The organism is Pseudomonas sp. GW821-FHT09E04 (genome assembly GCF_059416185.1).
This window is the reverse complement of record NZ_JBWKOR010000003.1, coordinates 319,219-346,026: the sequence shown is the minus strand read 5'-3', so window position 1 is coordinate 346,026 and position 26,808 is coordinate 319,219. Positions and strand designations below refer to the sequence as shown.

Below are 26,808 nucleotides of genomic sequence, written 5' to 3'. Positions count from 1 at the left end.
ACGACACATGAGTGGGCCAAATCCATCTGATCCGCTTTTTCCTGTTGAATCTGCATCTGTAACCATCTCAGCCATAGGCCCAAAATACCCTTGCCGTTCGGCCACACGCGACGAGCTTCATTCCGAAGCGCCCGGTGCGCCGGACATTCAGTATTCAGGAGGCCTTCATGGCTAAGATGGCGTTTTTCCTCGGCGGCTTTCTCGTGTTGACCATCATGATCGGCGTTCTGGCCACGATTTCTCCGGTCTGACGATCAGCAGTTGAGTACCGGCATGTAACGTTCTTCATGCTTTTTGAAATGGATCGGCGCTGTCGGGATTTTCTCTCCGTTCAGGAAGAGCTCCGGCAGCGTCAGGATGAAATCGTCCATTTCGCCGCTGCCCAGGGGTGTTCCGGGGGAATATAGATCCAGCTCTTTTTCACGCGGGTCGAAACCGGTTTTCAAGCGTTCGATGCTGACCTGGTACGACTTGCCATTGGCCAGTTGCACGGTGGCCATCGGCGAAGCCGCGCTGATCCACAGGGCCGGTTCGGGCGTGCTGTAGGCGGTTTTCCACTGTTCCGGTGTATTCAGGTTACGCATGTACGGGGGCGTATAAAGATACGCGTACAGGCGCACTTCGGTATCGGTGCTGTGATGATAATCAGGCCTGGTCGGCGTCCCCGGCAGCGCTGCATAGACCAACAGATGCACCCAATCGAGCTCTTCTGACGTGGTCGTGTAGCTCATTGCCTGGTGGGGGCCGGGGCACGTTCTGATCAGCAACGCGTTCTGACCGACAGTCGATTGCGGATTCAGGTAAGGGCCCGAGCTACAGGCCGAGAGCAGGGGTAGAAGCAGATAGCAGGCTAGACGTTTCAAATAATCGACTCCGTGATTGGCTGTATTCCCTTTCAAACCACCGCAGATTACCTGAAGCAGCGCCCCTGCTGCGTGTGATCTAATGCCGGGCTTTTCATCCAGCAAACGGACTTCACCCCATGGCCGAACCGCGTATCCGCGCACTTGCACTGTGTGTCTTTCAGCACAACGGCAAAATTCTGGTTAACCGCTTCCACGACCCGGTCGCAGACCAAACCTTCTACCGTCCCATCGGCGGTGGCATCGAGTTTGGCGAAACCAGTCGCGAGGCCATCGTGCGCGAAGTGCAGGAAGAGTTGGGCCTTTCAATGAAAGACCTGCGCCTGCTCGGCACACTTGAAAGCCTCTTCGTCTACAACGGCAAACCGGGACATGAGATGGTTCAGGTGTATGACGCCCGTTTCGAAGACGCGCAGGTCTACGAGCAATTGCAGATCGTCGGTCACGAAAGCGACGGCGCCCCGTTCACCGCCAGTTGGCAGGACAACTCAAGTTTCACTGAGCAATCACCGCTGGTGCCCGTCGGTTTGCAGGCGTTGCTCAAGAACGCCGCCATTCTCGACTGAGCACGCAGTCACACGAGCACCCAGACAAAACCGCATTCGGTATTAGACTCCACCCACGATCTGATACCGGAAACCGTGACATGCCGGACTCCCCATGGACTCGCTGATCAACGCTGCCGGTCGCGCACTGGCGGCGGGTGATCCGTTGGCCGCGCTGAATTTCGTGGCGCTGCGCGAAGACCCGCCCGCCCTGGCCCTGCGCGGGATCGCCATGGCCCAGCTCGGCGATATGGCGCGGGCCAAGGTATTGCTGCAGCGGGCGGTGAAAGCGTTCGGCGCCAATGAGCCGTTGTCTAGGGCACGCTGCGTGGTGGCCGAGGCCGAAGTGGCACTGGCGGCGCGGGATCTGGGCTGGCCGGTGAAGGCGCTGGAGGCGGCACGGCGGGCTTTGCACGATCACTGCGACTGGCTCAACGCGGCGCACGCGCGCTATCTGCAGATTCGTCGGTTGCTGCTGATCGGGCAGTTGGACGACGCAGATGTGCTGCTCGCTGGACTCGATCCAGCACCGTTGCCGCCAGCCCTGCGCGCCGTTCATGAACTGATGACTGCCGGGATCGCGTTGCGCCGGGTGCAGGCGCACAAGGCGCAAATGGCGTTGGAACGTGCGCAACGGGCGGCTCAGTCGGCTGCTATTCCGGCATTGTCGGCGGAGATCGAGCACGCTCGGCAAATCCTCGAAGCGCCCGCTGCCCGATTGATCGTTGCGGGTCAGGTGCAAGCGGTGACATTGGCACAGGTTGAAGCGTTGTTTGCCTCGCCGACGCTGGTGGTCGATGCCTGTCGCTATAACGTTCGCGGTGCAGGAATGACGGTGGCGCTGGCCACGCGGCCGGTGCTGTTTCACCTCGTTCGGCTGCTCGCTGAAGCCTGGCCCGGGGATGTGCCCCGAGAGACACTGGTCGCCAAAGCCTTTCGATTGAAACTCGATGATGAATCCCACCGCGCCCGTTTGCGGGTCGAGATCGGCCGGTTGCGTGCAGCGCTGCAACCGCTGGCCGGAATCACTGCGACTTCCCGTGGCTATGCGCTGGTTGCACAAGACGTGGCGCTGCTGACGTTACCGCTCGAAGACAAACACGCCGCACTGCTGGCCCTGCTCGCTGACGGCGAGGCGTGGTCGAGCTCGGCACTTGCGCTCGCGCTGGGCAGCAGCCAGCGTCAGATACAGCGGGCACTGGAAACGTTGGCGGCGCAAGACAAGGTCCAGGCGTTCGGTGTCGGCCGTGCGCGGCGATGGCTGACCCCGCCCGTGCCGGGTTTCGCGACGATCTTGTTACTCCCGGTGTCGTTGGGCAATGGCTAGGCTGGACTCACCCACTCAACGAGGAAGCCAGCATGAAACACGCAAACGCAGAAATCCTTCGTGAATACGGCCCGTTCGACGGCATCGACGGTGTCCACGGCGTGACCTTCGACGGTCGGCAAGTCTGGTTCGCCAGTGACGGCCAGCTCAATGCGCTGGACCCGGCCAGCGGCGAAACCGTGCGCACGATCAAGGTCGGTGCCGATGGCGGGACCGCGTTCGACGGCAAGCACCTGTTCCAGATTGCCGACCGCCGAATCCACAAGATCGACCCGGCCACCGGGCGTGTGCTCCACACCATTCCGGCCCCCGGCGACGGCGGCGATTCGGGCATGGCCTGGGCCGAGGGCACGTTGTGGGTGGGGCAGTATCGCGATCGCAAGATTCATCAGATCGATCCGGAAACCGGGAAAATCCTCCGCACCCTCGAATCAAACCGTTTTGTCACCGGCGTGACCTGGGTCGACGGTGCGCTGTGGCATGGCACCTGGGAAGGCGAAGAAAGCGAGATCCGGCGGATCGATCCAGGCAGCGGCGAGGTTCTGGAAAGCCTGACGTTGCCCGCCGGGATCGGCGTCTCCGGACTGGAGGCCGATGGCGGGGATCGCTTCTACTGCGGTGGCGGCAACAGCAGCAAGGTGCGGGCCGTGCGTCGGCCGAAGTGAGGCGCTCAAGGCGCCCCGAACAGCATCGTCCAGTACACACCGTTATCGCTGCGGGCCTCACTGGCAAAACCGGCACCGACCTGGGTGAACATCGGGTTCATCAGGTTGGCGCAATGTCCGGGGCTGGCCAGCCAGCCGGCCATGGCCTTGCTCGGAGAACTCTGCCCGGCAGCGATGTTTTCGCCGATCTGCCGGCCACGGTAGCCGGCAGACCGGGCGCGGTCGGCTGGCATGTCGCCGTCCGGATCCTGGTGAGCGAAGTAGTTGCCGTAGGCCATGGCCTTGCTGTGACCCTGGGCGGCGGCGCCGAGGGCCGGGTTCCAGCTCAAGGGCCGGGCGGCGGCAAAGCGCTGGCGACCGCACATCCGGGGTCGGGCGCGGGCGGCGTTGACCTCGGCCAGCAAGGCTTTGCCGACACTGCGGTTGTCGCCCATGTGGCTGTCGATCACCGGACGCGCCAGTACCACTTGCCATTCACTGCGAGCGCGGCTGATGCCGATGTCGGCGTACTGCGCATCCAGCAATGCGCCGCAATGTTCATTCTGCAATTGATCAAACGCCTCTTCGGCATCCTCGGCCCCGACGATCCGGATGCTGCGCACCGCGACCGCTGCATAACCGGAGGCCTTCAGTTGCTCGCGCATCCCGCCGCCGTAGCCATAGCCGATGGGCAACGCAATGTTCTGCTTCAGCGCCAGTGGCGCCAGGCGTTGTGCCGGACGTCGGTCGCAGCGTTGCGGATGGGCACGGAGGTCATTGATGGCGGCTGCCAGTTGCCGCTCTGCGCCAGCGTGGACAGAGGGGGCGAGCAGGGGAGAAAGGATCAGCAGGCACAGCGAAACGAAGCGAGACGAACGGACGGCGTGGCGCATGGGACGCAAGGCTCTGAAAAAAGATAGCGCTGATAGGGAGTTAGCCGCGAAAGCGGCGCGAGTAGGACTGGCCTTTTTGCACTTGGTTCAGGAGGCGCCTCAGGCTTTCGCTGGTCGCCGACGAAGTGCGCAGGTTTCACTCACCGGTTCAACACATCCTTCATCCATTGCAGGTATTGCGGCCGTTCGGATATCGAGTTGTGCGCCGAGTCCTTTATCACTTTGAGCATCGCCACCCCGTCGGGGAAGCTGTGCAGCAGGCGTTCGGTGCTGGCCCGTGAAACCACCTCGTCATCGCTGGCCGCCAGCAGCAGCGTCGGCACGCTGATGTGCGCCGCATATTTGCCGGACTCGTAACGATCCTTCAGCAACCACTTCACCGGCACCCACGGGTAATGCTGGACGGCGAGTTCAACGAGGCTGTTGTAGGGCGTGACCAGAATCAGCTGGGCCACCGGCCGCTGGCTGGCCAGCCGCACCGCAACGCCGGAACCGAGGCTGCGTCCAACCAGTGCAATCTGTGGATGCCGGGCATACACCTGATCGAACAGCGCCAGCGCATCTTCAGCGATCGCCGCTTCGGACGGGGAGCCGCCGCTGCCGCCAAACCCCCGATAGTGCAGCAGATACACCGCGTAGTCGGGAAACGCCTCGGCAAACGCCGGCAGATTGCGCGACACGTCTTCGGCATTGCCGCCGAAATAGATCAGCGCTTTCGCCCCGGAATGCTCACGAACACTGACGCGAATATCGGCGTCGGGCATCGCCAGCGTCATTCGCGATTCCGCCGTATCCATGGAGCCGGGCTGCGGGAAATAGATCAGCGAGCGCTGAAAAACGAACAGCGCCGCGCACAGGATCAGGTACACGGCAACGATCAAGGCGACGAGCGACATCAGGATTCTGGACATTCGGCTAACTTTAACGGGGCGTGAGGGTGCTCAGTCGCAGTGTAGTTGAGCCTTCCCGAGTGACCGCCGCCGAACACAAGGCGCAACAGATCCATCAAGCAGAGACGCGAGCATGAGCCACACTGAGGGTTGTTCCCGCCGCCGCCTGCTCACGCTGGCTGCCGGGGTTTCGGCGGTTTTCACGTTTGACCGGGCGTTGGCCACTGCCACGTCGCCGAGCGCCTCAGGAGGCCAGACCATGCAGACCCGCGCCATTCCTTCCAGCTCCGAGCGGCTGCCCCTGGTCGGGCTGGGTACGTATCGCGGCTTCGATGTCGCGCCCGGCGATCCGGCCTATCGGCCCTTGGCGGCAGTGCTCGACGAGTTGTTCAGAAAGGGTGGCATGCTGATCGACAGCTCACCGATGTATGGCCGCGCCGAAGAAACCACCGGCGAGCTGTTGTCGATCCACGAACCGCGTTCACCGGCCTTTCTGGCGACCAAGGTGTGGACGCGCGGGCGCGAGGAGGGCATCGCGCAGATGGAAAACTCCTTCCGTCTGCTGCGCACCGAGCGCATCGACCTGATGCAGATCCACAACCTGCTGGACTGGCAGACGCATCTGCCGACCCTGCGTGAATGGAAAGAGCAGGGCCGCATCCGTTACATCGGCATCACCCATTACACGCCCTCGGCGTACGAGGAAGTGGAAGCGGTACTGAAGGCCGAACAGCTCGACTTCCTGCAGATCAACTACGCCCTTGATGACCGGGGCGTGGAGAAACGCATCCTGCCGTTGTGCCGCGAGCGTGGAGTGGCGGTGATCTGCAATCGCCCGTTCGGCGGCGGCGAGCTGCTGGCACGGCTAAAGGGCAAACCGCTGCCGGGCTGGGTGTCGGATGTGCAGGTCAACAGCTGGCCGCAACTGGCGCTGAAGTTTTTGCTGTCGAACACGGCGGTCACCTGTGTGATTCCCGGCACCGGCAATCCGCGCTACATGGCCGACAACGCCGGCGCCGGGTTCGGGCCGATGTTGACCGATGCGCAGCGCCAGCAGTTGATTGCGCTGGTGGGTTAGCAGCGCTCGCGTCAGTCTTGCAGGTAGGGCGATGAACGGTCGCTGTCTCCCTGTGAATCATCGTTCGTTTCCCAGGTCGTATCTGCGGCTGCGCGCACCTCGCCATTTCGGTGTGGGCTGCGTTGACCGTTTCCGTCGTCAAGACCTTGGTTTTAGGGAAATTCTGAATGATGCGTGCAACAACGCTGCTGCTGACTGTTTCCGCCGCCGTATTGCTGGGCGGCTGTGTGGCGGACTTTGATGATGACTACCGACATGGCCGCCATTACGACCGTGATCATGGCCGTTACTACGATCATGATCGGCGTTGGGACGACCGCGATTACGATCGCCGCGACGGGCGTCGCTACCACCGTGACCGGGATGATGATTGATCAACGCTGGACAGGCAGGTTTTGACGGGATGGACGCAGTAGTGGCTATTCAGTAGCATCGCGGCTTTTCCCGGCCTTTCCCTCAAGGATGAACATGCCAGTCACTTCGCTCCTTCGCCGTTCTTCGGCGCTTTTCGGCTTGATGGTGTCCCTCTCGGGGCTTGGTGGTTGCGCACTGACGGGGACCTATCAGGACGCCACCGGGCCAGACGCTGCCAAGATGCGTTTTGTGGCCAACACTGACAATGCCACCGTCAATTACTTCGACGCCGAGCATTGCGATGGCCTGACCACTGGCATCCTGAACAATTTATTTGTCAGAGACAGTCCGCGGCGGGTGGGCATGACCGTGGCGCCTCCGGAAAAGGCCCGTGGTTATCTTGAAGTGAAATTGCCGCCCGAAAAGGAAGTGTTCCTGCAGGTCAATACCCAGGTGGGCTATGGCGTGTGTGGCGCGGTATTCGGTTTCAGACCCGAGCGCGCAATGGAGTATGAACTCACCTTCGAACTCAAGGGCAACCAATGCTTGACCTTGATGCAGCGCCTGCAACGGGTTGATGGCAAGGATGTACGTACGCCCGTCACCATCAGGCGCGATGGATTTGCCGCTTGTGAGGGCCGCAGCCCGATCTTTCCGAAACCACCCGCGCTGCTGCCCGATACGCCGGAACGCACGGCGATGATGGATCGCATCATTGCCGGCAGTACGTTCGTCCGGATGACCTCCGACACGGCCAGGGACAAGGTCGCGGGCAACTCGCCGGAAAAAATCGACTCACTGATCAGCGAGCGCAAGGCCAAGCTGGGCTTCAATCTGCCGGACGAATACTGGACGTTGTATCGCCAGAATCTTGAGGCGTTCGATCAGGATTTCGCCGCCAAGAAGACGCAGGTGATGCAACGCTCGACCGACGAATACCGCAAACGCCTGAGTAGCGCGGACGACAAGCAATTGAAGGCGTGGACAGGAACGGGCGAAGCCGCCAAACCCATGAACGCGGCGCCGGCGGAGCTGGAAAAAACCATGGTCATGTTCTATTTCCAGACCGACAGAGCGGTGACGGTCGAAACCATCAATCGCCACCTCGACCGCATGGCGAAAATGGAGCAGCAGTACGACGTCTGCTCGCGCTACGCCGATTGCTGGAAGCGTTGATAGTCCGTCTGCGCTGACAAAAAAAGCCCACTGAGCCTAATCGGCCAGTGGGCTTTTTCATGGCCGTTCCTCAAGGGAACAGCAGGTACAGCGATTAAAAATGAGCGTTCGCCCGGACGCTGGATCGCGCAGGCACGGAGGCCTCGATGTCCAGCAAATGGGTGGCGAGTATGTCGCTCAGAAAGCGGAACTGATCGTTGAGGCCCACCACTTCATTGCTGAAATGATTACTCGCGGCGGGCATCAGCAGATCTTCGAAATCTTCGTTGAACACCAGCGGCTGTGTCTTCAGCGACACCACGTGCTGGTCGTAATAGTTGTTGCCGAAGACCGGGAAACTCACGGCGAGGGTGACGGTATGACTCATGATGTGAACTCCTCGTGGTGTTTGTCTCGGATGGGTAAATCCTGCGCCAGACGCGTTTGATGCGGAAGGCAATCGTCGTAATGGTGAACATCGACGTCAGTGATGGTTGGGAAGAATGTTGAAATCGCCCGCCAGAATTGCAGCCCCCTACAACCGGACAAACGGCTGAAACCCGCACCTATACTCAAACCATTACCTCCAGATCTGATCCACAAAAGGACACCGCCACCGTGAACCTGCGTGCGCTGATCGTCGCCGCACTGATGTTGCTGGCCGGCTGCGCGACGACGGCGCGGGGCCCGGCGAGCGCGCCGCCGGTGGTGGTTTCACCGGCTACCTGGCAGCAGATCGACCGGGACATCGTTACGGCCTCCCGACAGTCCACCGAGCAGGTCAAGGTTTTCGCTCGCGGTTCAATGGAACATTGGCGCATTCGCGTCTATGAGCAAACTGAAGAAAAATTCATCCCGTGGTTCAGCAGCTACTGGACCCAGGAATGGCTGTCGATGAAGGTCAGTTGGTACACCATCAGCGCCGGCGGCGAGCAGGATGCTTCGTCCAAACGTCTGGCCGCCTATTTGCTGGAGCAGTATCAGGAGCGAGTCCTGGCGCCCGTCGCGGCGGAAATCGACCCGGACGCGATCCTCGGCCAGTCCACCGCGTTCTACGCGCAATTGATGGCGCAGCAGATGCCGGTCATCGCCCAGCGCTACGGCGTGCCCATTGCCCAGCTCAACGGGCATTTGCAGAAAATCCCCGCCATTGCCCTCGGCCCGCCGCCGGCCCGGGATGCCTCGCTGTATCAGATCGTCAGCACTGAACCGCTGAACACCTTGCCGGCCTACGCGGCGTTGATTGACAAGATCCACATCGAAGGGGGGGCCAGGGGCATCGCCTCGACCGACGCAGGCATGGCCCCGGTGGCCAAGCGTGCCAGCCAGCGCATGGAGGCGGAAATGGCCCCGCGTGGCGCCGCCAGCGCGGTGGCGGCGGCGGCCGGCAAACTCGTCGGCGGGCTGATCTCGGCCGGTGTGGCAGGCATCCGCGCCATCCTCCAGGCCAGTGATCGTCCCGACAGCGAAGCGCTGATCCGCAGCAGTCTGGGCAACACCTTCGACAAGGCCTGGCTGAAGCTGGTGCAGAACCCGACCACCGGCGTGATGGCCGGTACGCTGCACATGGCGGCGCAGGTCGAAGGCAATCTGGGCGGGGGCGATGAACCGTCGGTCGGCTTGGGCGCCACTCCTGTCGAATGGCGGCCGCCTGAGTCGACTACTCAGCAGATCGACCCCTAAACCCGCAGGAGAACGACCATGGCTTACATTGATGTTTTTGTCGCACCCGTGCCGAACGCCAATCGCGAACAGTACAAAAAACACTGCGAAATCGCCGAGAAACTGTTCAAGGAGTACGGCGCCCTGGAGGTGGTGCAAGGCTGGGGCGATGATGTGCCGGACGGCAAGGTCACCTCATTCCCGATGGCGGTGAAACTCAAGGAAGGCGAAACCGTGTCGGCCGGTTGGCTGGTCTGGCCAGACAAAGCCACCCGCGACGCCGGCATGGGGAAAATGATGGAAGACCCGCGCATGCAACCGGACGTCAATCCGATGCCGTTCGATGGGCAGCGGATGATCTTCGGTGGCTTCAAGAACATTCTCGAATCTTGAGGCATAACTGCCGGATCACTCCGCCGACGGGGTGATCCGGCAGCCTTTGCGGTTGCGAATCTGCTCGTCCGTCGGCCGCTCGCGAACAAACTCGAAACGCGGCTCACCCTCGCTGTAATGCACCAGCCAGCCCCATTCCAGCTCGTTTTCATCCTGCCCCGGATTCGGTGGCCGAGCCCACCAGGGTTCTTTACTGAGGATCTCGCGCATGACGCCCTCCGGTTGATGGCAATCGTTGAACTATAAACCCCATGCCGAGAGTCGCCAGGAATGGCCGTGTAGAATCGACGGATCGACATCGACAAGGGAGCGGGGCCATGACGGATGACAAGCACGGCGAACAACCGTTCAAGCGGCTGTTCTTCGCCCTCGACTGCCCGCCGGCGCAGCGCAAGGCGATTGCCCAATGGCGCAGCGAACTGGGGCTTAGGACCGGTAAACCGGTGCCGGCAGACAATTTCCACCTGACGCTGCTGTTTCTCGGCGCGGTGCCGTTGGCGCAGATAGGTGAAGTCTGTGAGGCGGCGTCCAAAGTGAGTACGCCGGGCGAGGCGCTGAGGATTTCGCTGGATCGCTTGCAGGTCTGGCGCCGCGCCGGGGTGTTGTCGCTGGCACCGGAGCAGGCACCGCAGGGATTGCTGCGACTGGTGTATGCGCTGGAGCAGGCGATGTTGCCGTTTGGTTTTGAAGAGACGACGCGTGAATATCGCCCGCACCTGACGCTGGCCCGGGACTATCGGGCGACGGAACCGGAGTCCGCCACGCCGCCGGAGTTCTTCCTGCGGGCCGAGCGCTTTGCATTGTTCGAATCCCACAAGGGCCGTTACCGCGCACTGGCCGATTGGCCGCTGATCTGAGCCCACAAAAAAAGGCGCCCAAGGGCGCCTGAATTCACCTGAACCGAGGAAGCCAGGTGAGGCCGTTCAGAGCAGGGGGCAGCGGTGGTAAGGCGCTGCGTGAACGGAAACTTTCAAGGCTGATCGCTGACTGTCTGATCGTTCCCACGCTCTGCGTGGGAATGCAGCCCGGGACGCTCCGCGTCCCAAAGCGGACGCAGAGCGTCCATTGAGGCATTCCCACGCGGAGCGTGGGAACGATCACGGTAAGGTTTATTTGCCGAGTTTTACGCGGGTCCAGCCCCGGGTCATGATCCGTTGTGTGGAAATCGGTTGATCCGGCACCGCATACAGCGTGGCCATCACTTCCTGCGACGGGTACGAGCCCGGGTCGTTGCGGATCGCTTCGTCCACCAGCGGTGTCGCCGCCGAGTTGGCGTTGCTGTAACCGTTGCTGTTGGTGATCTCGGCGATGATGTCCGGACGCATCAGGAAGTCCATGAACAGGTAAGCGTTCTCGACGTTCGCCGCATCGCGCGGAATGGCGACCATGTCGTAGAAGCTGCCGGCACCTTCCTTCGGAATGCTGTAGTCGATCACTACGTTGTTGCCCGATTCCACCGCGCGGGCCTTGGCCTGCAACACGTCACCGGAGTAACCGACCGCCACGCAGATGTTGCCGTTGGCCAGGTCCGAGATGTATTTCGACGAGTGGAAGTACGCCACGTTCGGGCGAATCTTCATGAACAGCGCCTCGGCTTCCTTGATGTGCGCGGTGTCCTTGTCATTCACCGGATAGCCCAGGTAGTGCAGGGCAGCCGGGATCATTTCGGTCGGCGAATCGAGGAAACTGATGCCACAAGCCTTCAGCTTCTCGGCGTTCTCCGGTTTGAACAGCAGGTCCCAGGAGTTGGTCGGCGCGTTCTTGCCGAGCACTTCCTTGACCTTGGCCGGGTTGAAGCCGATGCCGATCGAGCCCCACATGTACGGGAACGCGTGGGCGTTGTCCGGATCACTGGCGGAGGCGTTTTTCAGCAGCACCGGGTTGAGGTTTTTCCAGTTTGGCAGCTTCGACTTGTCCAGGGTCTGATAGACCCCGGCCTTGATCTGCTTGGCCAGGAAACTGTTGGACGGCACCACGATGTCGTAGCCGGATTTACCCGCGAGCAGACGCGCCTCGAGGGTTTCATTGCTGTCGAACACGTCGTAGGTCACGCGGATGCCGGTCTCGTCCTCGAACTTCTTGACGGTGTCCGGGGCGATGTAATCCGACCAGTTGTAAACGCGCAGCACCTTGTCGTTGGCCTGGGCGCCTGTGGCGATTGCGCCCAATAAGGACAGTGTCAGCAGAGTCCTGCCAAACATTTTCATCGGTGAAACTCCATTCTTTTTATTCAAAAGCTTTTAAGCAAAAGCGCAAAGCCGTAAAACGCGACGGCCCTAGGCCGTCGCTGCCACTCGTTGAGGTTGCGGTTGCTGCCACGATTCGTTGGCGGTCTGATCCATCGCTTCCTGAATCGCCCGCTTGCGGTTGGCTTCTGCCTTGCGGCCGAAGTACCAGACCAGGAAGGTCACCAGTGACACCGCCAGCAGGATCAGGCTGGCCACGGCGTTGATCTCGGGCTTAACGCCCAGACGCACGGCCGAGAACACTTCCATTGGCAGGGTGGTGGAACCAGGCCCGGAGACGAAGCTCGCCAACACCAGGTCATCCAGCGACAGGGCGAAGGACATCATGCCGCCCGCCGCCAGCGACGGCGCGATCATCGGGATGGTGATCAGGAAAAACACCTTGAACGGTTTCGCACCCAGATCCATCGCCGCCTCTTCGATCGACAGGTCCAGCTCGCGCAAGCGGGCGGAGACTACCACCGCCACATAAGCGGCACAAAACGTGGTGTGGGCGATCCAGATCGTGACGATGCCACGCTCCTGCGGCCAGCCGATCAGTTGCGCCATCGCCACGAACAGCAGCAACAGCGACAGACCGGTGATCACCTCAGGCATGACCAGCGGCGCGGTCACCAGACCACCGAACAGCGTACGACCCTTGAAGCGTGTCACGCGGGTCAGCACGAAAGCGGCGAGGGTGCCCAGCGCCACGGCGGCAATCGCGGTGTAGCAGGCGATTTCCAGCGAGCGCACCACCGAGCCCATCAGTTGCGTGTTGTCGAGCAGGCCGACATACCACTTCACCGACCAGCCACCCCAGACCGTCACCAGTTTCGAGGCGTTGAACGAGTAGATCACCAGAATCAGCATCGGCAGATAGATAAACATCAGGCCGAAGATCAGCATGAACTTTGAAAATCCGAAGCGTTTCATCCCCGTGCCTCCATCTCTTTGGCCTGGCTGCGGTTGAACAGCAGAATCGGCACAATCAGGATCAACAGCATCACCACCGCCAGGGCGGACGCCACCGGCCAGTCGCGGTTATTGAAGAACTCTTGCCACAGCACGCGACCGATCATCAGGGTTTCCGGGCCACCCAGCAGTTCCGGGATTACGAACTCGCCCACCACCGGAATGAACACCAGCATGCAGCCGGCGATGATGCCGTTCTTGGCCAGCGGCACGGTGATTTTCCAGAAGTTGTTGAAGTTGCTCGAGCCCAGATCCTGCGCGGCTTCCAGCAAGCTGCCGTCGTGCTTCACCAGGTTGGCGTAGAGCGGCAGCACCATGAACGGCAGGTACGCGTAAACCACACCGATATACACGGCCGTGTTGGTGTTGAGGATCTCGATCGGGTGATCGGTGAGCCCGGTCCACATCAAAAATGCGTTGAGCAAACCGTTGTTGCTGAGGATGCCCATCCACGCGTAAACGCGGATCAGGATCGCGGTCCAGGTCGGCATCATGATCAACAGCAGCAGGACGTTTTGCGCTTCCTTGCTGGCCTTGGTGATCGCGTAGGCCATCGGGAAACCGATCACCAGGCACATCAGCGTGCTCAGTGCCGCGACCTTCAGCGAACCGAGGTAGGCCGACAGGTACAGCTCGTCTTCGCCGAGCATGGTGTAGTTGCCGATGTTCAGGAGCAGCTGGAATTTCTGTTCGGCGTAGGTGTAGATCTCGGTGTACGGCGGGATCGACAGCGCGGCTTCCGAGAAACTGATCTTCATCACCAGGAAGAACGGCAGCATGAAGAACAGGAATAGCCAGATGAACGGGATGCCGATGACGAACTTTCGCCCGCTGGGCACCAGGCGCAGGAAGTGCTGATTGAAGGTTCTCATGAGCGCAGTACCACGCCGCTGTCGTCTTCCCACCAGACGTAGACCTTGTCGTCCCAGGTCGGACGCGCGCCACGGCGTTCGGCGTTGGCCATGAACGACTGGACGATCTTGCCACTCGGCAACTCGACGTAGAACACCGAGTGGCCGCCGAGGTAGGCGATGTCATGCACCTTGCCTTCGGACCAGTTGTAGCGGGTCTCTGGCTTGATCGTGCTGACGAGCATTTTTTCCGGGCGGATCGCGTAGGTGATCGACTTGTCCTGCACCGAGGTGCTGACGCCATGACCGACGTAGATCTTTTGCTGCAAGTCCGGGCTGTGAATGATCGCGTGACCTTCAAGGTCCTCGACCACGGTGCCGTCAAAGGCGTTCACGTTGCCGATGAATTCGCAGACCATGCGGCTGACCGGCGCTTCATAAATGTCGACCGGGCTGCCGATCTGGGCGATCCAGCCCAGGTGCATGATCGCGATGCGCTCGGCCATGGTCATGGCCTCTTCCTGGTCGTGGGTCACCATCACGCAAGTCACGCCGACGCGTTCGATGATCTCAACCAGCTCAAGCTGCATTTGCGAGCGCAGCTTTTTATCCAGTGCGCCCATCGGTTCGTCGAGCAGCAACAGCTTCGGACGCTTGGCCAGGGAGCGGGCGAGGGCCACGCGCTGACGCTGACCGCCGGACAGTTGATGCGGACGGCGTTTGGCGTATTGGGTCATGTGCACCAGACGCAGCATCTCTTCGACACGGGCGTCGATTTCGCTGGTCGGCAAACGGTCCTGCTTGAGGCCGAAGGCAATGTTCTGCGCGACAGTCATGTGCGGGAACAGGGCGTAGGACTGGAACATCATGTTGATCGGCCGCTCGTACGGCGGCATGTCGGTGATGTCCACACCGTCGAGCAGAATGCGTCCTTCAGTCGGCCGTTCGAAACCGGCGAGCATGCGCAGCAGGGTCGATTTGCCCGAGCCGGAGCCGCCGAGCAGGGCGAAGATTTCGCCCTGATGGATCTCCAGGGACACGTCGTCCACAGCGGTGGTTTCGTCGAACTTCTTGGTGACTCGATCGACTTTCACCAGAACCTTTTTCGGTTGCTGATGACCTTCAAGAGCCTTCCTGTAAGTGCTGGAGGCGTTTGCCATGTGAAACTCCCAACAGGTTTCAGTCGCCGGGCCAACGTGGCCTGGCTTAAGAGTGGATTGCAGACCCGCACCGTGCGGGTTGTTCGGCGCCGCCGTCCTGGCTGCCGGGTGGTGCTTTTTGTTTTCGCGGTGTGTTGCTGATCGCGGATGACGGATGCGCAGGTGCGCAGCCGCCAATCCCGCGGGGGCAGTAAATGGTTTTGCAATCGTTGGGTGGCGTCAGCGCTGGTTGCGTCGCGCCGCACGCTGGCGGCAAGCCTCGCCGAATGCCTGGAAAATCCGCAGGTAGTTCGGGTTGTCCAGCACCTGCCATTCCGGGTGCCATTGCACGCCGAGGGCAAAGGTCGGGCTGTGCTCCACCGAGACCGCCTCGATCAGGCCATCCGGCGCCACGGCTTCGGCGCGCAGGCCGGGAGCGAGGCGGTCGATGCCCTGACTGTGAATCGAGTTGACCTGGAATTCACCCGGCAGCTCCAGCGCTTCGAACACACCACCGGCCAGCACCGTCACGGCGTGGGCCGGGGCGTACTGCACGGCGACATCCGGGCTGTCGGCTTCGCGGTGATCGAGCATGCCCGGCAACTCATGCACCTTCTGGTGCAGGCTGCCGCCGAACGCCACGTTCATTTCCTGGAAACCCCGGCAGATGCCGAGTACCGGAACGCCCGCCGCGATGGCTGCACGTAATAAAGGAAGGGTGGTGGCATCCCGCGCCGGATCGTGATCCGTGCCGGGAGCGCTGTCCGGGCCCTGATAGTGGAAAGGTTCCACGTTGGACGGCGAGCCGGTCAGCAACAGACCGTCGAGCTGACCCAGCAGGTCTTCGATTTCAGTCAGTTTGCCAAGGGATGGAATGACGACGGGCAACCCCAGCGCCGCAACGCTGACAGCGCGAACGTATTTGTCGCCGCTGATGTGGTAGGGGTGCAGGCCAATCTGTTTGACGCACGCAGTAACGCCGATCAATGGCTTGAATGCCATTTTTATTCACCTCGAAGTTTGACACTTGAACGAGCTTTTCCGGAGCTTAGCCTCGTTGATTTTAATTAACAACTCCCATGTAAAAAATTCTAAACGCCGTTCATCAAATCTTCATCAAGACCGGGGCCCTGGCGCTTGCATTGGCACGCGAGTGTTAAAAAAAGCCCGAAAAATAAACGCTGAGCGGCCATGTGTTCGCTATTGACTTCACTTTGCCGTTCGGGTTGACTGGCTCGGCGAAACAGCAGTGAACATAATAATTAACAGCTAAATAGGTGCATCATGTCGGTCCCTCTGCGTGCCGTTCAACTCAACGAAGCAAACGCATTCCTTAAGAAACATCCTGAGGTTTTGTACGTCGACCTTCTGATTGCAGACATGAACGGTGTGGTGCGCGGCAAGCGCATCGAGCGCACCAGTCTTCATAAGGTTTACGAGAAAGGCATCAACCTGCCGGCCTCGCTTTTCGCCCTCGACATCAATGGCTCCACGGTGGAAAGCACCGGTCTGGGCCTGGACATCGGCGACTCCGACCGTATCTGCTACCCGATCCCCGGCACCCTGAGCATCGAGCCTTGGCAGAAGCGTCCGACCGCACAACTGCTGATGACCATGCACGAACTGGAAGGCGAGCCGTTCTTCGCCGACCCGCGTGAAGTGTTGGCCAACGTGGTGCGCAAGTTCGACGAAATGGGCCTGACCATCTGCGCCGCGTTCGAACTCGAGTTCTACCTGATCGACCAGGACAACGTGAACGGCCGTCCGCAATCGCCGCGTTCGCCGGTTTCGGGCAAGCGTCCGGTGTCGACCCAGGTTTACCTGATCGATGACCTGGACGAGTACGTCGACTGCCTGCAAGACATCCTCGAAGGCGCGAAAGAGCAGGGCATTCCTGCCGACGCCATCGTCAAGGAAAGCGCCCCGGCGCAATTCGAAGTCAACCTGCACCACGTGTCCGATCCGATCAAGGCGTGCGACTACGCCGTCCTGCTCAAGCGTCTGGTGAAGAACATCGCCTACGACCACGAGATGGACACCACCTTCATGGCCAAGCCGTATCCGGGCCAGGCGGGCAACGGTCTGCACGTGCACATTTCGATTCTGGACAAGGAAGGCAACAACATCTTCGCCAGCGAGGATCCCGAGCAGAACGCCGCGCTGCGCCACGCGATCGGCGGTGTGCTGGAGACCCTGCCTGCGCAAATGGCTTTCCTGTGCCCGAACGTCAACTCGTATCGCCGCTTCGGCGCACAGTTCTACGTGCCGAACTCGCCGAGCTGGGGCATCGACAACCGTACCGTGGCAGTACGCGTGCCAACCGGTTCGGCAGACGCCGTGCGCATCGAGCATCGTGTCGCCGGTGCCGACGCCAACCCGTACCTGCTGATGGCTTCCGTGCTGGCCGGTATTCACCATGGCCTGACCAACCAGATCGAGCCGGGTGCCCCGGTGGAAGGCAACAGCTACGAGCAGAACGAACAGAGCCTGCCGAACAACCTGCGCGACGCCCTGCGTGAGCTGGACGACAGCGAAGTCATGGCCCGCTACATCGACCCGACGTACATCGACGTGTTCGTCGCGTGCAAGGAAAGCGAGCTGGCCGAGTTCGAAAACTCGATCTCTGACCTTGAGTACAACTGGTATCTGCATACCGTCTGACGCTCGAGCGCTCACCCCGCAAGCACCGCCGATTCCGTGGGAACGGCGGTCACCTCTTTCTCTGTGTGAGTCACCCCCATGACCATGACCCGCAACGACTGGGAACAACGCTTCCAGTCCCTGACCCTCGAATCCCGCGCCTTCATCAATGGCGAATACCGCCCGGCCATCAGCGGCGACACCTTCGAATGCCTGAGCCCCGTCGACGGCCGTTTCCTGGCCTCCGTCGCCAGCACCGATGAAGCCGACGCCAACCTGGCCGTCGAAGCCGCGCGTCAATCCTTCAACTCCGGCGTGTGGGCCAACAAGGCCCCGGCCGAGCGCAAGCGCATCCTGATCCGCTTCGCCGATCTGATCCTGCAACACCAGGAAGAACTGGCGCTGCTCGAAACCCTCGACATGGGCAAACCGATCAGCGACTCGATGAGCATCGACATCCCGGCGACCGCCAACGCGATCCGCTGGAGCGCCGAAGCGATCGACAAGATCTACGACGAAGTCGCCGCCACCCCGCACGATCAACTGGGTCTGGTGACTCGCGAGCCGTCCGGCGTGGTCGCGGCCATCGTGCCGTGGAACTTCCCGCTGATCATGGCCAGCTGGAAATTCGCTCCTGCGCTGGCGGCGGGTAACTCGTTCATCCTCAAGCCTTCGGAAAAGTCGCCGCTGACCGCGATTCGCATCGCTCAGTTGGCGCTGGACGCGGGCATTCCGAAAGGCGTGTTCAACGTCCTGCCAGGCTTCGGCCACACCGTCGGCAAGGCGCTGGCGTTGCACATGGATGTCGACGTGCTGGCCTTCACCGGCTCCACGGCGATTGCCAAGCAACTGATGATTTATGCCGGCCAAAGCAACATGAAACGCGTCTGGCTCGAAGCAGGGGGCAAGAGCCCGAACGTGGTGTTTGCCGACGCACCGGACTTGCGTGCGGCAGCACAAGCAGCGGCCGGCGCCATTGCGTTCAACCAGGGCGAAGTCTGCACCGCCGGCTCGCGCCTGCTGGTGGAGCGTTCGATCCGCGAGCAATTCATCCCGCTGCTGGTGGAAGCGCTGCAGGCGTGGAAACCGGGTCATGCCCTCGATCCGGCGACCACCGTCGGTGCTGTGGTCGATCAGCGTCAACTGGACAACGTGCTGCGCTACATCAGCATCGGTCGGGAGCAGGGCGCCGAGCTGATCGCCGGCGGCCACCGCACCCTCGAAGAAACCGGCGGAAGCTACGTCGAGCCGACGATTTTCGACGGCGTGACCAACGCCATGACCATCGCCCGCGAAGAAATCTTTGGCCCGGTGCTGTCGCTGATCACCTTCGACACCGTTGAAGAAGCGCTGCACATCGCCAACGACAGCATCTTCGGTCTCGCTGCCGGGGTCTGGACCAGCAACCTGAGCAAGGCCCACACCTTCGCCCGTGGCCTGCGCGCCGGCAGCGTGTGGGTCAACCAGTACGACGGCGGCGACATGACCGCGCCATTCGGTGGCTTCAAGCAGTCGGGCAACGGTCGCGACAAATCGCTGCACGCGTTCGACAAGTACACCGAGCTGAAAGCGACCTGGATCAAGCTCTGACTCTTTTACAGCGGTGGTCGCCTGCAACCGGCGACCCTCGGAGAATAAAAAAATGAAACAACAACACGTGAACAGCTACTACGCCGCCACCCGCAACGAAGTGATCGATTTCCCGATCCTCGAAGAGTCGGTGGAGTGCGATGTCTGCATCATCGGCGCCGGCTACACCGGCCTGTCCTCGGCGCTGTTCCTGACCGAAGCCGGCTACAAGGTGACGGTGCTGGAAGCGGCGAAAGTCGGCTACGGCGCCAGCGGTCGCAACGGTGGCCAACTGGTCAACTCCTACAGCCGCGACGTCGACGTGATCGAAGAGCGCTACGGCGACAAGACTGCCGAAATCCTTGGCAGCATGATCTTCGAAGGCGCCGACATCATCCGTTCGCGCATCAAGGAATACGACATCAAGTGCGACTACCGCCCGGGCGGCATTTTCGCGGCGATGAACAACAAGCAGCTCAAGGGACTCGCCGAGCAAAAGCGTAGCTGGGAACGTTACGGCAATAAAAACCTGAAGATGCTCGACGCTGCGGACATCCGCCGCGAAGTCGGCTCCGACGCCTACGTCGGCGGCCTGCTGGACATGCAGGGCGGCCACATCCATCCGCTGAACCTGGCCCTCGGTGAAGCCGCGGCCATCGTGCGTCTGGGCGGCAAGATCTACGAGCAATCCGCTGCGGTGGAAATCAAGTACGGCGAGCCCAACGTCATTCGCACCGCCAAAGGCCAGGTCCGCGCCAAGTACCTGCTGATCGCCGGTAACGCCTACCTGCCGCAAGGCCTCGACAACCGCGTGACCGCCAAGAGCATGCCGTGCGGTTCGCAGATCTGCGTCACTGAACCGTTGACCGAGAAACAGGCCCGCAGCCTGATCACCAACAACTACTGCGTCGAAGACTGCAACTACCTGCTCGACTACTACCGCCTCACCGCCGACAACCGTCTGCTCTACGGCGGCGGCGTGGTCTACGGCGCCCGTGAACCGGACGACATCGAAACCCTGATCCGCCCGAAGATCCTCAAGACCTTCCCGCAGCTCAAGGACGTGAAAATCGACTACCGCTGGACCGGCAACTTCCTGCTGACCATGTCACGCATGCCGCAATTCGGCCGCATTGAGAAAAACGCGTACTACATGCAGGGCTACAGCGGCCACGGCGTCACCTGCTCGCACCTGGCCGGCAAGCTGATCTCGGAAATGATCCGCGGCGACGCCGAACGCTTCGACGCCTTCGCCTCGCTGCCACACATGCCGATGCTCGGCGGCCGCACTTTCTCCGCGCCGCTGACTGCCCTCGGCGCCGTGTATTACTCGCTGCGCGACCGTTTCGGCATCTGATTTACCTCGCCGGCGGCGCCCCCCAAAAGGGCGCTGCCGGCTTTTTCATGTGCCGTCCATCGAACCTGCTGAGCAACACCGACAAACGTGATTTAATAGCCGCCTTTCACGGTTCCGGGACACGGGAGCAACGTGATCCGCGCGACCTGCGCGGCACCCGCCACCCACCCCCATTACCCTTAAGTCGTTCTCACATAAGGCTGTCATGGATACGGGTTCTCGACTCAAACTAGTACGCGAAAGCTACAAACTCTCCCAGCGCGAGCTGGCCCGGCGTAGCGGCGTGACCAATGCCACCATCTCCCTGATCGAACAGAATCGTGTCAGTCCTTCCGTCAGCTCACTGAAAAAGCTGCTCGAAGGCATCCCGATGTCCCTGGCCGACTTCTTCACCTTCGACCAGCCCCCGCGTGAACACCAATACGTCTTCCGCGCCAACGAACAACCCGACCTCGGCCGCCACGGCCTGCGCCTGCTGCTGATCGGCGCCTCGGTCCCCAGCCGCCAGATGCGCTTGCTGCGCGAGCAATACGCGCCGGGCGCGAGTTCCGGGGAAGAGCCGATTGTGCACTCGGAAGGTGAAGAGTGTGGGTTGGTGACGCGCGGCACCGTGGAGTTGACGGTGGACGGGCAGGTGAGCGTGTTGAGTGCGGGGGATGGGTATTATTTCCCGACCACGCTGCCGCACAAGTTCCGGAATATCGGGGCGGATGAGGCAGAGATTATTAGTGCGAATACGCCGGCTAACTTCTGATGATAGCGTGTTGGATAGGCTCGTTCAGAACTTGAGTCTCTGAAAATACTGCGTGATAGTTGATAAAGAAATGGCCGATCCAATTTGGATCGGCCATGTTGGTGCAAGTGGTGTGATTTACATTAATATTTTCTTTCGGTCCCGATCAAAAAAGTCAGCGACTATCCCCAGATAAGATTGGGCGTGAGCCGGTAAAGTTGAAGGGAGTGGGATATCTGTCATGTATCCATAGCCTTCAAATAACTTTGCGGACTCAAATAGGGAGGCAAATACTTGCGACTTTGAAAAGAATTCAGCTAATACTTCAGCTTTAACGTCAGAAGCTTGGTCGGCGAGCTCACGCTCGAGGGTTTGAGATAATCCTGGTTGTGTGACTATGCTACCTACTAAAGCAGACGCCATTTTTCCTACCTTCATCGTAAATGACTTACCAGCTGATCCATATCTAAAGCCATTGTCCAAAACCTGCTTTCTTTGGTCGTGCTCTGCTGCGACATGCTCGCGAAGAATAAAGTCTATACAGATTAGTAGGTGGGAAATTGAAATGTAGATCATTCTCCAAGCAGACGAAGAGTTTGAGTGGTTGTTGATCTCACTCATATAGTAGTCGATGTCATTCAACCAAGCGTTGGCTCCGTCAAAGTTTAGAGAGTCAAGCATCCTTGATTTGCTAGATTCGTATCTACCCCGCCAGTCACCTCCGAGCTTGCCAAGGGAATGCTTTTCAATTTCGGCAATGAGGTCCTCTTCGTTGATTCTGGCTAAATGACCTCTTTCGCTTTTGTTTAACCTGCTTAAAAATCTGCCGTCTAGAACTTTTACTTTGTGCTCAAGCCCAAAATCGCGTACGTCAGATCGGATGTCAGTAGTTGCGACCATGCTTCCGTCTAGGCCGAGAACTTGCTGCAGGCCTTTTGCCCAAAATATCCGTTCAATTGCTTGAGGCGTCTTTTTGTTTTTTATGTCGACATTCAACCGTTCGCGGCTAAATGCGGAACTCTTGCCGTAAATAAATAGGTCGATATCTGTAATGTCAAATTGATTGTATTTAAATTTGCACCCTCTTACGACGAAGTATCCGATGCTTAAGAAGTAATTCCTAATTGTTTCTTCTGCTGCTGCGCCTTTCAGGAGTTGTTGGCTCATCTGTTAAGTCCACCTGTCCTGATCTCGTTAAGTAGATTTCGAGTTTTTAATTTTACTGCCTCGGTCGAGTTTTTCCGGCAAATATCACGATTGACCTCCGGTGCTGTATATGACGTGACCTTAGCTCCGGGTAGATTGTCGACTGCTTCTCCAGTAATGTTTCCGCTCTGGATAACGGAAAGTGCTAATCGACCGACTTCAGGTTTCAACAATTTCATGCTGAACATTCCCCCATTTGCAGGGATGACTTTCACAACACCCTTGTATTCTAAAGCCTGGTAGTCATTGCCAATGGCAGTGGCTGGGCCTACAGTTCCTCCGTCAATCAGTTTTTGCATTAGTAATGATATGGCTGTAATTCTTCCGCGATAGTATGTACTTACGGTCATTCCATAAGTTAGTGATGCTACGAGTGCCTTAGCTAGATCGAGTGCATCATCTGCAATAGAACTAGTAAATTTGGAGAAGGCAGCTGGGCGCGTAACGAAAGAGCTTTTTCCGCTTTCGTTGCCAACTACGTTAACATCAAACATTCCAATTGAGTGGAGTTGAGAGAAAAGTTTTTCTCCTAGGATTTTCGTAATTGACGCCAGAGGTAAACAACCAGAAGCGTTCAGTCTTGCATTGACTTCATTCAGGTTCTGTGTTTCTGCTGCATTTAGTGTGCTAAGTACAGCATTGATTTTTCGGGCGTCTTCTCTGCGGAATAAATTCCCGTTGAAAATAAGTTTTTCAGTTGCGGATATTGCCTCTGTGTCGAAAAAGCCAATATTGCTACCAAGCTGTAATGTCGATTCAGCCTCTGTTTTTGGTATTTTGAAAGTGTCAGAAATGAAATCGATTGCTAAGGTGTTTGTAATAGGAAGGTCAGAGGTGGTTTCTGAAAGGCTTATGACTGCGTCTTCATAGCTTTCTCGGTCTGACTCATCGAATATGGTTGCGGTAAAGTTTAATACTTCTTTCCCTGTTAAACCTAAAACCTCAATTCCGCCTGTTCCCGACAAAATTAATTTTTGTCGCTCAAACTCTGCAAGAATTGCAGGGACTTCAGTTCGGGGGCTGATGTAGTTGGCTCTCGCTAGTGCGTCCAATCTCTTGTTAGAAATTTGCTCTTGGTTCTCGGCGGATATCGCGGATAAGAATTTTCCACATTTACCCGCAAATCCTATCGCGTCAAAATCTTGGTTGGTCGTCGCTTGTAGCTTTTGACCATGCTGAATGATCCACGCGCCTTTTATGTTTTTTTCCATATCCTATCCGCATCCTGTCGTATATCAGCACTCTTCAGCCACATTTCGGTGGGTGAAGATTATTCCCTCATTCGCGAGGGGTCGCGGCTAATAATTGCAGATTGCCATCGTCTGATCAATTGCGAGAAAAATGGGAGCTCGCTTCTTTGACGGAGAAGGTAAAGGTGCGGGATCCATGACTCTCTCCATGTGCCTTCTATTTCTGTTCTGCACCTAACTCTCTCCGTTCAATAACTCCAAACAAATCACTCACGTCCTGAACCATGATCCTCGCAATGGTGGTAACTGTGTTGATGTCTTGCTCTGCGTGGTCGAGGAGACGTATGCAGGCTATGAGGTCCAGGTATTTTAAAACGGCGTTGAGACGTTCGCTTAGGCAGGCGTGTAAGTCGCGTAGGGGTGCCTCTGCATCGATAAGCAGGACGGGTTGGTCTGTGGCTGGGTGGGACATGTTCACGCAGTGGCGGAGCGGTGTTTTGCTGGTCATTTGGAGCACTCTTCAGTTGGTTCAAAAGTGCCACCTTTCTGCTGCGAAACAAATGGGTGGCAGCTGTATGCGGGTTCGCAGACCGGAGAAGAGCTAAACCGGCAGACCGGAAGGTCTCCCACACACAGCCGCCATAAAATGAAACTGCGGCGAATTTTGCCACAGTTGTTATTGAGCGGTGTGCGTCACTTCTGAGGGCTGCGAAACCCTATCGCCAAATTCGTTCAGCGACAGACCCACTCTAGGCACCGATCCCCACTGCCGCAATCAGCCTGTAGGACGCAAAATCCCCGCATCTGGCCAGAGAGTTCGATCACGGTCGGCGGCGTAACTGGCGTAAATCAATGGCTGCGAAGTGTATGGGGAAAATGACTCGCCAGGTTTCGACCCGCTTCGCCTCCCCGCAAGAACAAGCTCCCTCACCACGCAGGGTAATTTCCTACGCCGTTTTCAGATCAAAAAAATCATCACACATTCCCGCCCCGGAACTTTCCCCAAAACCGATGTCAATTTGATGGCGTGTCGCGACGCTCATTCATCGGCTCAAGCAGTGCCAGGCTGTTTCCTGGTCGACCAAGGAAGTGTGTGATGAGACTAGTGCTTGCGATGTTGTTGATGTTCAGCGGATACACGTTTGCCGGGTGCGCCAGCATCAGTGACAGTGATCAGCGGGCCTATTGCGAAGCCAGAGAGAAGGGCAGCAGTTGTTCGTACATCCACGACTCTGATTTGCGTTCGGCCTGTGATGCTGAAGTGAACGGTAGATCCTGCTCGTACATCGCCGACACTGACCAACGTGACTACTGCAACGCCAAGAAGAACGGCAGCAGTTGCTCGTACATCCATAACTCGGATCTGCGCGCGGCGTGCGAGGCGGAGCTGAAGGGATATTCCTGTTCATACATCAGCGACAGTGACCAGCGCGCCCTGTGCAATGCCAAGCAGAGTGGCAGCAGTTGCTCGTACATCAGCAATTCCGATCTACGCAACGAGTGCGAAGCCATGAAGCGCTGATTTGAGGGTGCTTCGCGAGACTCATTTAAATCGGATTAAACAGTGCCAGTCTGCTGACTGGAATACCAAGGAAGCGTGTGATGAAGAAAATACTGGCGATGTTGTTGATGTTTGCCTTTGCCGGCCATGCCTTTGCTAGCTGCATGAACATCAACGATCCGGATCAGCGCAGATATTGCGAGGCCAAGTCCGGCAGTGGCAGCTGTAACGATATCAACAATACGGACCTGCGCAGGATGTGCGATGCGGAAAAAGGCAGTGGTAGTTGCAACTCGATCAATGACGGGGATCAACGTCGTTACTGCGAGGCCAAAACCCGTGGCGGCAGTTGCAACAGCATCAACGATACGACTCTGCGCAGGATGTGCGATGCAGAAACAGGAGGCGGTAGCTGCAACTCGATCAATGACACGGATCAGCGTCTTTTCTGTGAGGCCAAAACCCGTGGTGGCAGTTGCAACAGTATCGGCAGCCAGGATCTGCGTAATCAGTGCGAAGCGATGAAGCGTTGATTGGGTGTGATTGCGTCAACCAGTGCCAGTCTGTTTACTGGTAAGCCAAGGAAGCGTGTGATGAAGAAAATACTTGCGATGCTGTTGATGTTTGCCTTCGCCGGCCATGCCTTCGCTGGCTGCTCGGGCATCAACGATCAGGATCAGCGCAGATATTGCGAAGCCAAGTCCGGTAGCGGCAATTGCAGCGGGATCGGCAATCAGGATTTGCGCAGGATGTGCGAGGCAGAAACTGGCCATGGCAATTGCAGCGGCATCAACGATCAGGATCAGCGCAGATATTGCGAAGCAAAGTCCGGCAGTGGTAATTGCAGCGGGATTGGCAGTCAGGATCTTCGAAGAATGTGTGAAGCAGAGACAGGAAGCGGCAATTGCAGCGGTATCGATAATCAGGACCAGCGCCGTTTCTGTGAGGCCAAAACCGGAAACGGCAATTGCAGCGGCATTGGTGATCAGGACCTGCGCCGTCAGTGTGAAGCCATGAAACATTGATCGATTGGCTTACCCCAAACGCCAAAAGGGACACCCAACGGTGTCCCTTTTTTGTGGGCGACTGAAACGGAATCCCCGGACTGCCCAGTCAAACCTTTCACTTGCCACAATCCGACTCATCGCCAAAGGTTCCCCCCATCGGCACCACGTCGTAGACTGCGAAACAAGTTGTAACGCCTCTCCCACGGACGGAACCGCGCATGATTCAGATCGGCAGCCGCAACAACGCCCCCACGCCGCAGCACAAAACCCAGGACATCTACATCTTCAGCATCGACCTGTCCCGCCCGGCGACGCCGTTCTGCTTCGAGCAATCGATCGGCGGCGGGCATGCCAATCAGGGTGGTGCGCGGTGGTTGGCGCTGGATGAGCTGGAGGCGTGGCCGGGCGAGTGGCGGGAGCATTTGAAGAAGGCCGACTGCGCCTGGGTGGCCGACTTGATGGACGCTCATCCGGCGGCGGATCAGGCTGATCTGGTTTCGCTGATCCTCCAGCAATACGCCGAGCCGGCGCAGCCAACCGGCCGTTTGCAGGCGATTGGCCGCTGGCTCAAACGCAACATTCACGTCGGCGGCCGGTACGGCGTCTAACCC

The 26,808-nt window shown here is 58.9% G+C and carries 30 protein-coding genes; 16 read left to right on the top strand and 14 right to left on the bottom strand.

What is annotated here, in order from left to right; translation table 11 throughout:
- Nucleotides 1–254: 254 nt before the first annotated feature.
- The gene (locus AC07N4_RS12715) at nucleotides 255–968 is read right to left on the bottom strand and encodes a hypothetical protein (RefSeq protein WP_493066093.1); all 714 of its coding nucleotides are present in this window, start codon (nucleotides 966–968) and stop codon (nucleotides 255–257) included.
- Nucleotides 969–982: 14 nt separating this feature from the next.
- Here AC07N4_RS12715 and AC07N4_RS12710 point away from each other — a divergent pair, with 14 nt between their 5' ends.
- The 3 genes from AC07N4_RS12710 (at nucleotide 983) to AC07N4_RS12700 (ending at nucleotide 3,400) form a co-directional block, all read left to right on the top strand.
- Entirely contained in the window at nucleotides 983–1,429 is a 447-nt protein-coding gene (locus AC07N4_RS12710; RefSeq protein WP_096822871.1) for an NUDIX hydrolase, read from the top strand.
- A 94-nt stretch (nucleotides 1,430–1,523) separates the two neighbouring features.
- A complete protein-coding gene (locus AC07N4_RS12705) occupies nucleotides 1,524–2,735 on the top strand; it encodes a helix-turn-helix domain-containing protein (protein WP_493066094.1) in 1,212 nt (403 codons plus the stop codon).
- Between the two features lie 32 nt (nucleotides 2,736–2,767).
- Entirely contained in the window at nucleotides 2,768–3,400 is a 633-nt protein-coding gene (locus AC07N4_RS12700; RefSeq protein WP_096822869.1) for a Vgb family protein, read from the top strand.
- 5 nt (nucleotides 3,401–3,405) lie between these two features.
- Here the strand turns inward: AC07N4_RS12700 and AC07N4_RS12695 are convergent, their stop codons facing one another.
- Entirely contained in the window at nucleotides 3,406–4,272 is an 867-nt protein-coding gene (locus AC07N4_RS12695) for a CAP domain-containing protein (RefSeq protein ID WP_493066095.1), read from the bottom strand.
- Between the two features lie 140 nt (nucleotides 4,273–4,412).
- Nucleotides 4,413–5,183 carry an alpha/beta hydrolase gene (locus AC07N4_RS12690; RefSeq protein WP_493066096.1) on the bottom strand — a complete coding sequence of 257 codons (771 nt, stop codon included), beginning with the start codon at nucleotides 5,181–5,183 and terminating at the stop codon, nucleotides 4,413–4,415.
- A 112-nt stretch (nucleotides 5,184–5,295) separates the two neighbouring features.
- Between AC07N4_RS12690 and AC07N4_RS12685 the strand changes: the two genes are divergently transcribed.
- The 3 genes from AC07N4_RS12685 (at nucleotide 5,296) to AC07N4_RS12675 (ending at nucleotide 7,770) form a co-directional block, all read left to right on the top strand.
- Nucleotides 5,296–6,240 (top strand): aldo/keto reductase, encoded by a 945-nt coding sequence (locus tag AC07N4_RS12685; RefSeq protein ID WP_493066097.1) that lies wholly within the window; start codon nucleotides 5,296–5,298, stop codon nucleotides 6,238–6,240.
- Nucleotides 6,241–6,407: 167 nt separating this feature from the next.
- Nucleotides 6,408–6,614, top strand: a complete 207-nt coding sequence (locus AC07N4_RS12680; RefSeq protein WP_096822865.1) for a hypothetical protein — start codon at nucleotides 6,408–6,410, stop codon at nucleotides 6,612–6,614.
- Nucleotides 6,615–6,708: 94 nt separating this feature from the next.
- On the top strand, nucleotides 6,709–7,770 hold the full coding sequence (locus tag AC07N4_RS12675) for a hypothetical protein (protein WP_493066098.1): 1,062 nt from the start codon (nucleotides 6,709–6,711) through the stop codon (nucleotides 7,768–7,770).
- Nucleotides 7,771–7,864: 94 nt separating this feature from the next.
- Here the strand turns inward: AC07N4_RS12675 and AC07N4_RS12670 are convergent, their stop codons facing one another.
- On the bottom strand, nucleotides 7,865–8,137 hold the full coding sequence (locus tag AC07N4_RS12670) for a hypothetical protein (protein WP_096822863.1): 273 nt from the start codon (nucleotides 8,135–8,137) through the stop codon (nucleotides 7,865–7,867).
- Nucleotides 8,138–8,367: 230 nt separating this feature from the next.
- Between AC07N4_RS12670 and AC07N4_RS12665 the strand changes: the two genes are divergently transcribed.
- Together AC07N4_RS12665 and AC07N4_RS12660 are read left to right on the top strand one after the other, a co-directional pair.
- The gene (locus tag AC07N4_RS12665) at nucleotides 8,368–9,432 is read left to right on the top strand and encodes a hypothetical protein (protein ID WP_493066099.1); all 1,065 of its coding nucleotides are present in this window, start codon (nucleotides 8,368–8,370) and stop codon (nucleotides 9,430–9,432) included.
- Between the two features lie 18 nt (nucleotides 9,433–9,450).
- Nucleotides 9,451–9,804, top strand: coding sequence for a DUF1428 domain-containing protein (locus AC07N4_RS12660; RefSeq protein WP_096822861.1), 354 nt, complete (start codon nucleotides 9,451–9,453; stop codon nucleotides 9,802–9,804).
- A 15-nt stretch (nucleotides 9,805–9,819) separates the two neighbouring features.
- Here the strand turns inward: AC07N4_RS12660 and AC07N4_RS12655 are convergent, their stop codons facing one another.
- Nucleotides 9,820–10,014 (bottom strand): hypothetical protein, encoded by a 195-nt coding sequence (locus tag AC07N4_RS12655; RefSeq protein WP_096822860.1) that lies wholly within the window; start codon nucleotides 10,012–10,014, stop codon nucleotides 9,820–9,822.
- Nucleotides 10,015–10,121: 107 nt separating this feature from the next.
- Between AC07N4_RS12655 and thpR the strand changes: the two genes are divergently transcribed.
- Nucleotides 10,122–10,661, top strand: a complete 540-nt coding sequence (gene thpR, locus AC07N4_RS12650; RefSeq protein ID WP_493066100.1) for an RNA 2',3'-cyclic phosphodiesterase — start codon at nucleotides 10,122–10,124, stop codon at nucleotides 10,659–10,661.
- Between the two features lie 252 nt (nucleotides 10,662–10,913).
- On the opposite strand, the gene AC07N4_RS12645 is transcribed toward thpR, so the two are convergent.
- The 5 genes from AC07N4_RS12645 to AC07N4_RS12625 form a co-directional block, all read right to left on the bottom strand.
- Nucleotides 10,914–12,011, bottom strand: coding sequence for a polyamine ABC transporter substrate-binding protein (locus AC07N4_RS12645; protein ID WP_096822858.1), 1,098 nt, complete (start codon nucleotides 12,009–12,011; stop codon nucleotides 10,914–10,916).
- A gap of 69 nt (nucleotides 12,012–12,080) precedes the next feature.
- Complete coding sequence (locus tag AC07N4_RS12640) at nucleotides 12,081–12,965, bottom strand: ABC transporter permease subunit (RefSeq protein ID WP_011333555.1); 885 nt, start codon at nucleotides 12,963–12,965, stop codon at nucleotides 12,081–12,083.
- Nucleotides 12,962–13,843 (bottom strand): ABC transporter permease subunit, encoded by an 882-nt coding sequence (locus tag AC07N4_RS12635; protein ID WP_493066252.1) that lies wholly within the window; start codon nucleotides 13,841–13,843, stop codon nucleotides 12,962–12,964. The genes AC07N4_RS12640 and AC07N4_RS12635 overlap by 4 nt, the downstream gene beginning before the upstream one ends.
- A 29-nt stretch (nucleotides 13,844–13,872) precedes the next feature.
- Nucleotides 13,873–15,015, bottom strand: coding sequence for a polyamine ABC transporter ATP-binding protein (gene potA, locus AC07N4_RS12630; RefSeq protein ID WP_096822856.1), 1,143 nt, complete (start codon nucleotides 15,013–15,015; stop codon nucleotides 13,873–13,875).
- 219 nt (nucleotides 15,016–15,234) lie between these two features.
- Nucleotides 15,235–15,996, bottom strand: a complete 762-nt coding sequence (locus tag AC07N4_RS12625; protein ID WP_007957108.1) for a gamma-glutamyl-gamma-aminobutyrate hydrolase family protein — start codon at nucleotides 15,994–15,996, stop codon at nucleotides 15,235–15,237.
- 282 nt (nucleotides 15,997–16,278) lie between these two features.
- Here AC07N4_RS12625 and AC07N4_RS12620 point away from each other — a divergent pair, with 282 nt between their 5' ends.
- The 4 genes from AC07N4_RS12620 to AC07N4_RS12605 all read left to right on the top strand — a co-directional run bounded on the left by AC07N4_RS12620 (nucleotide 16,279) and on the right by AC07N4_RS12605 (nucleotide 21,314).
- The gene (locus AC07N4_RS12620; protein ID WP_096822855.1) at nucleotides 16,279–17,655 is read left to right on the top strand and encodes a glutamine synthetase family protein; all 1,377 of its coding nucleotides are present in this window, start codon (nucleotides 16,279–16,281) and stop codon (nucleotides 17,653–17,655) included.
- Between the two features lie 78 nt (nucleotides 17,656–17,733).
- Complete coding sequence (locus tag AC07N4_RS12615; protein ID WP_273538546.1) at nucleotides 17,734–19,224, top strand: aldehyde dehydrogenase; 1,491 nt, start codon at nucleotides 17,734–17,736, stop codon at nucleotides 19,222–19,224.
- Between the two features lie 52 nt (nucleotides 19,225–19,276).
- On the top strand, nucleotides 19,277–20,560 hold the full coding sequence (locus AC07N4_RS12610) for an NAD(P)/FAD-dependent oxidoreductase (protein ID WP_493066101.1): 1,284 nt from the start codon (nucleotides 19,277–19,279) through the stop codon (nucleotides 20,558–20,560).
- Nucleotides 20,561–20,765: 205 nt separating this feature from the next.
- On the top strand, nucleotides 20,766–21,314 hold the full coding sequence (locus tag AC07N4_RS12605) for a cupin domain-containing protein (RefSeq protein WP_007957093.1): 549 nt from the start codon (nucleotides 20,766–20,768) through the stop codon (nucleotides 21,312–21,314).
- Nucleotides 21,315–21,431: 117 nt separating this feature from the next.
- On the opposite strand, the gene AC07N4_RS12600 is transcribed toward AC07N4_RS12605, so the two are convergent.
- From AC07N4_RS12600 to AC07N4_RS12590, 3 genes are all read right to left on the bottom strand, one after another.
- Nucleotides 21,432–22,460: a hypothetical protein gene (locus AC07N4_RS12600; protein WP_493066102.1), complete on the bottom strand. Its 1,029-nt coding sequence runs from the start codon at nucleotides 22,458–22,460 to the stop codon at nucleotides 21,432–21,434.
- Nucleotides 22,457–23,710: a hypothetical protein gene (locus tag AC07N4_RS12595; protein WP_493066103.1), complete on the bottom strand. Its 1,254-nt coding sequence runs from the start codon at nucleotides 23,708–23,710 to the stop codon at nucleotides 22,457–22,459. The genes AC07N4_RS12600 and AC07N4_RS12595 overlap by 4 nt, the downstream gene beginning before the upstream one ends.
- A gap of 196 nt (nucleotides 23,711–23,906) precedes the next feature.
- Nucleotides 23,907–24,197, bottom strand: coding sequence for a fructose-bisphosphate aldolase (locus AC07N4_RS12590; RefSeq protein WP_493066104.1), 291 nt, complete (start codon nucleotides 24,195–24,197; stop codon nucleotides 23,907–23,909).
- 588 nt (nucleotides 24,198–24,785) lie between these two features.
- Between AC07N4_RS12590 and AC07N4_RS12585 the strand changes: the two genes are divergently transcribed.
- Nucleotides 24,786–25,211 carry a hypothetical protein gene (locus AC07N4_RS12585; protein WP_102621935.1) on the top strand — a complete coding sequence of 142 codons (426 nt, stop codon included), beginning with the start codon at nucleotides 24,786–24,788 and terminating at the stop codon, nucleotides 25,209–25,211.
- Nucleotides 25,212–25,291: 80 nt separating this feature from the next.
- On the top strand, nucleotides 25,292–25,723 hold the full coding sequence (locus AC07N4_RS12580; protein WP_096820485.1) for a hypothetical protein: 432 nt from the start codon (nucleotides 25,292–25,294) through the stop codon (nucleotides 25,721–25,723).
- A 15-nt stretch (nucleotides 25,724–25,738) separates the two neighbouring features.
- On the opposite strand, the gene AC07N4_RS12575 is transcribed toward AC07N4_RS12580, so the two are convergent.
- Nucleotides 25,739–26,212: a hypothetical protein gene (locus AC07N4_RS12575; protein WP_493066105.1), complete on the bottom strand. Its 474-nt coding sequence runs from the start codon at nucleotides 26,210–26,212 to the stop codon at nucleotides 25,739–25,741.
- A 203-nt stretch (nucleotides 26,213–26,415) separates the two neighbouring features.
- Here AC07N4_RS12575 and AC07N4_RS12570 point away from each other — a divergent pair, with 203 nt between their 5' ends.
- Nucleotides 26,416–26,805, top strand: coding sequence for a hypothetical protein (locus tag AC07N4_RS12570; RefSeq protein ID WP_493066106.1), 390 nt, complete (start codon nucleotides 26,416–26,418; stop codon nucleotides 26,803–26,805).
- Nucleotides 26,806–26,808: the final 3 nt, after the last annotated feature.

Coding starts and splice junctions, on each gene's coding strand:
- AC07N4_RS12710 (WP_096822871.1), top strand. CDS start 983: ATGGCCGAACCGCGTATCCGCGCACTTGCACTGTGTGTCTTTCAGCAC.
- AC07N4_RS12705 (WP_493066094.1), top strand. CDS start 1,524: ATGGACTCGCTGATCAACGCTGCCGGTCGCGCACTGGCGGCGGGTGAT.
- AC07N4_RS12700 (WP_096822869.1), top strand. CDS start 2,768: ATGAAACACGCAAACGCAGAAATCCTTCGTGAATACGGCCCGTTCGAC.
- AC07N4_RS12695 (WP_493066095.1), bottom strand. CDS start 4,272: ATGCGCCACGCCGTCCGTTCGTCTCGCTTCGTTTCGCTGTGCCTGCTG.
- AC07N4_RS12690 (WP_493066096.1), bottom strand. CDS start 5,183: ATGTCCAGAATCCTGATGTCGCTCGTCGCCTTGATCGTTGCCGTGTAC.
- AC07N4_RS12685 (WP_493066097.1), top strand. CDS start 5,296: ATGAGCCACACTGAGGGTTGTTCCCGCCGCCGCCTGCTCACGCTGGCT.
- AC07N4_RS12680 (WP_096822865.1), top strand. CDS start 6,408: ATGATGCGTGCAACAACGCTGCTGCTGACTGTTTCCGCCGCCGTATTG.
- AC07N4_RS12675 (WP_493066098.1), top strand. CDS start 6,709: ATGCCAGTCACTTCGCTCCTTCGCCGTTCTTCGGCGCTTTTCGGCTTG.
- AC07N4_RS12670 (WP_096822863.1), bottom strand. CDS start 8,137: ATGAGTCATACCGTCACCCTCGCCGTGAGTTTCCCGGTCTTCGGCAAC.
- AC07N4_RS12660 (WP_096822861.1), top strand. CDS start 9,451: ATGGCTTACATTGATGTTTTTGTCGCACCCGTGCCGAACGCCAATCGC.
- AC07N4_RS12655 (WP_096822860.1), bottom strand. CDS start 10,014: ATGCGCGAGATCCTCAGTAAAGAACCCTGGTGGGCTCGGCCACCGAAT.
- thpR (WP_493066100.1), top strand. CDS start 10,122: ATGACGGATGACAAGCACGGCGAACAACCGTTCAAGCGGCTGTTCTTC.
- AC07N4_RS12645 (WP_096822858.1), bottom strand. CDS start 12,011: ATGAAAATGTTTGGCAGGACTCTGCTGACACTGTCCTTATTGGGCGCA.
- AC07N4_RS12640 (WP_011333555.1), bottom strand. CDS start 12,965: ATGAAACGCTTCGGATTTTCAAAGTTCATGCTGATCTTCGGCCTGATG.
- potA (WP_096822856.1), bottom strand. CDS start 15,015: ATGGCAAACGCCTCCAGCACTTACAGGAAGGCTCTTGAAGGTCATCAG.
- AC07N4_RS12625 (WP_007957108.1), bottom strand. CDS start 15,996: ATGGCATTCAAGCCATTGATCGGCGTTACTGCGTGCGTCAAACAGATT.
- AC07N4_RS12620 (WP_096822855.1), top strand. CDS start 16,279: ATGTCGGTCCCTCTGCGTGCCGTTCAACTCAACGAAGCAAACGCATTC.
- AC07N4_RS12615 (WP_273538546.1), top strand. CDS start 17,734: ATGACCATGACCCGCAACGACTGGGAACAACGCTTCCAGTCCCTGACC.
- AC07N4_RS12610 (WP_493066101.1), top strand. CDS start 19,277: ATGAAACAACAACACGTGAACAGCTACTACGCCGCCACCCGCAACGAA.
- AC07N4_RS12605 (WP_007957093.1), top strand. CDS start 20,766: ATGGATACGGGTTCTCGACTCAAACTAGTACGCGAAAGCTACAAACTC.
- AC07N4_RS12600 (WP_493066102.1), bottom strand. CDS start 22,460: ATGAGCCAACAACTCCTGAAAGGCGCAGCAGCAGAAGAAACAATTAGG.
- AC07N4_RS12595 (WP_493066103.1), bottom strand. CDS start 23,710: ATGGAAAAAAACATAAAAGGCGCGTGGATCATTCAGCATGGTCAAAAG.
- AC07N4_RS12590 (WP_493066104.1), bottom strand. CDS start 24,197: ATGACCAGCAAAACACCGCTCCGCCACTGCGTGAACATGTCCCACCCA.
- AC07N4_RS12585 (WP_102621935.1), top strand. CDS start 24,786: ATGAGACTAGTGCTTGCGATGTTGTTGATGTTCAGCGGATACACGTTT.
- AC07N4_RS12580 (WP_096820485.1), top strand. CDS start 25,292: ATGAAGAAAATACTGGCGATGTTGTTGATGTTTGCCTTTGCCGGCCAT.
- AC07N4_RS12575 (WP_493066105.1), bottom strand. CDS start 26,212: ATGTTTCATGGCTTCACACTGACGGCGCAGGTCCTGATCACCAATGCC.
- AC07N4_RS12570 (WP_493066106.1), top strand. CDS start 26,416: ATGATTCAGATCGGCAGCCGCAACAACGCCCCCACGCCGCAGCACAAA.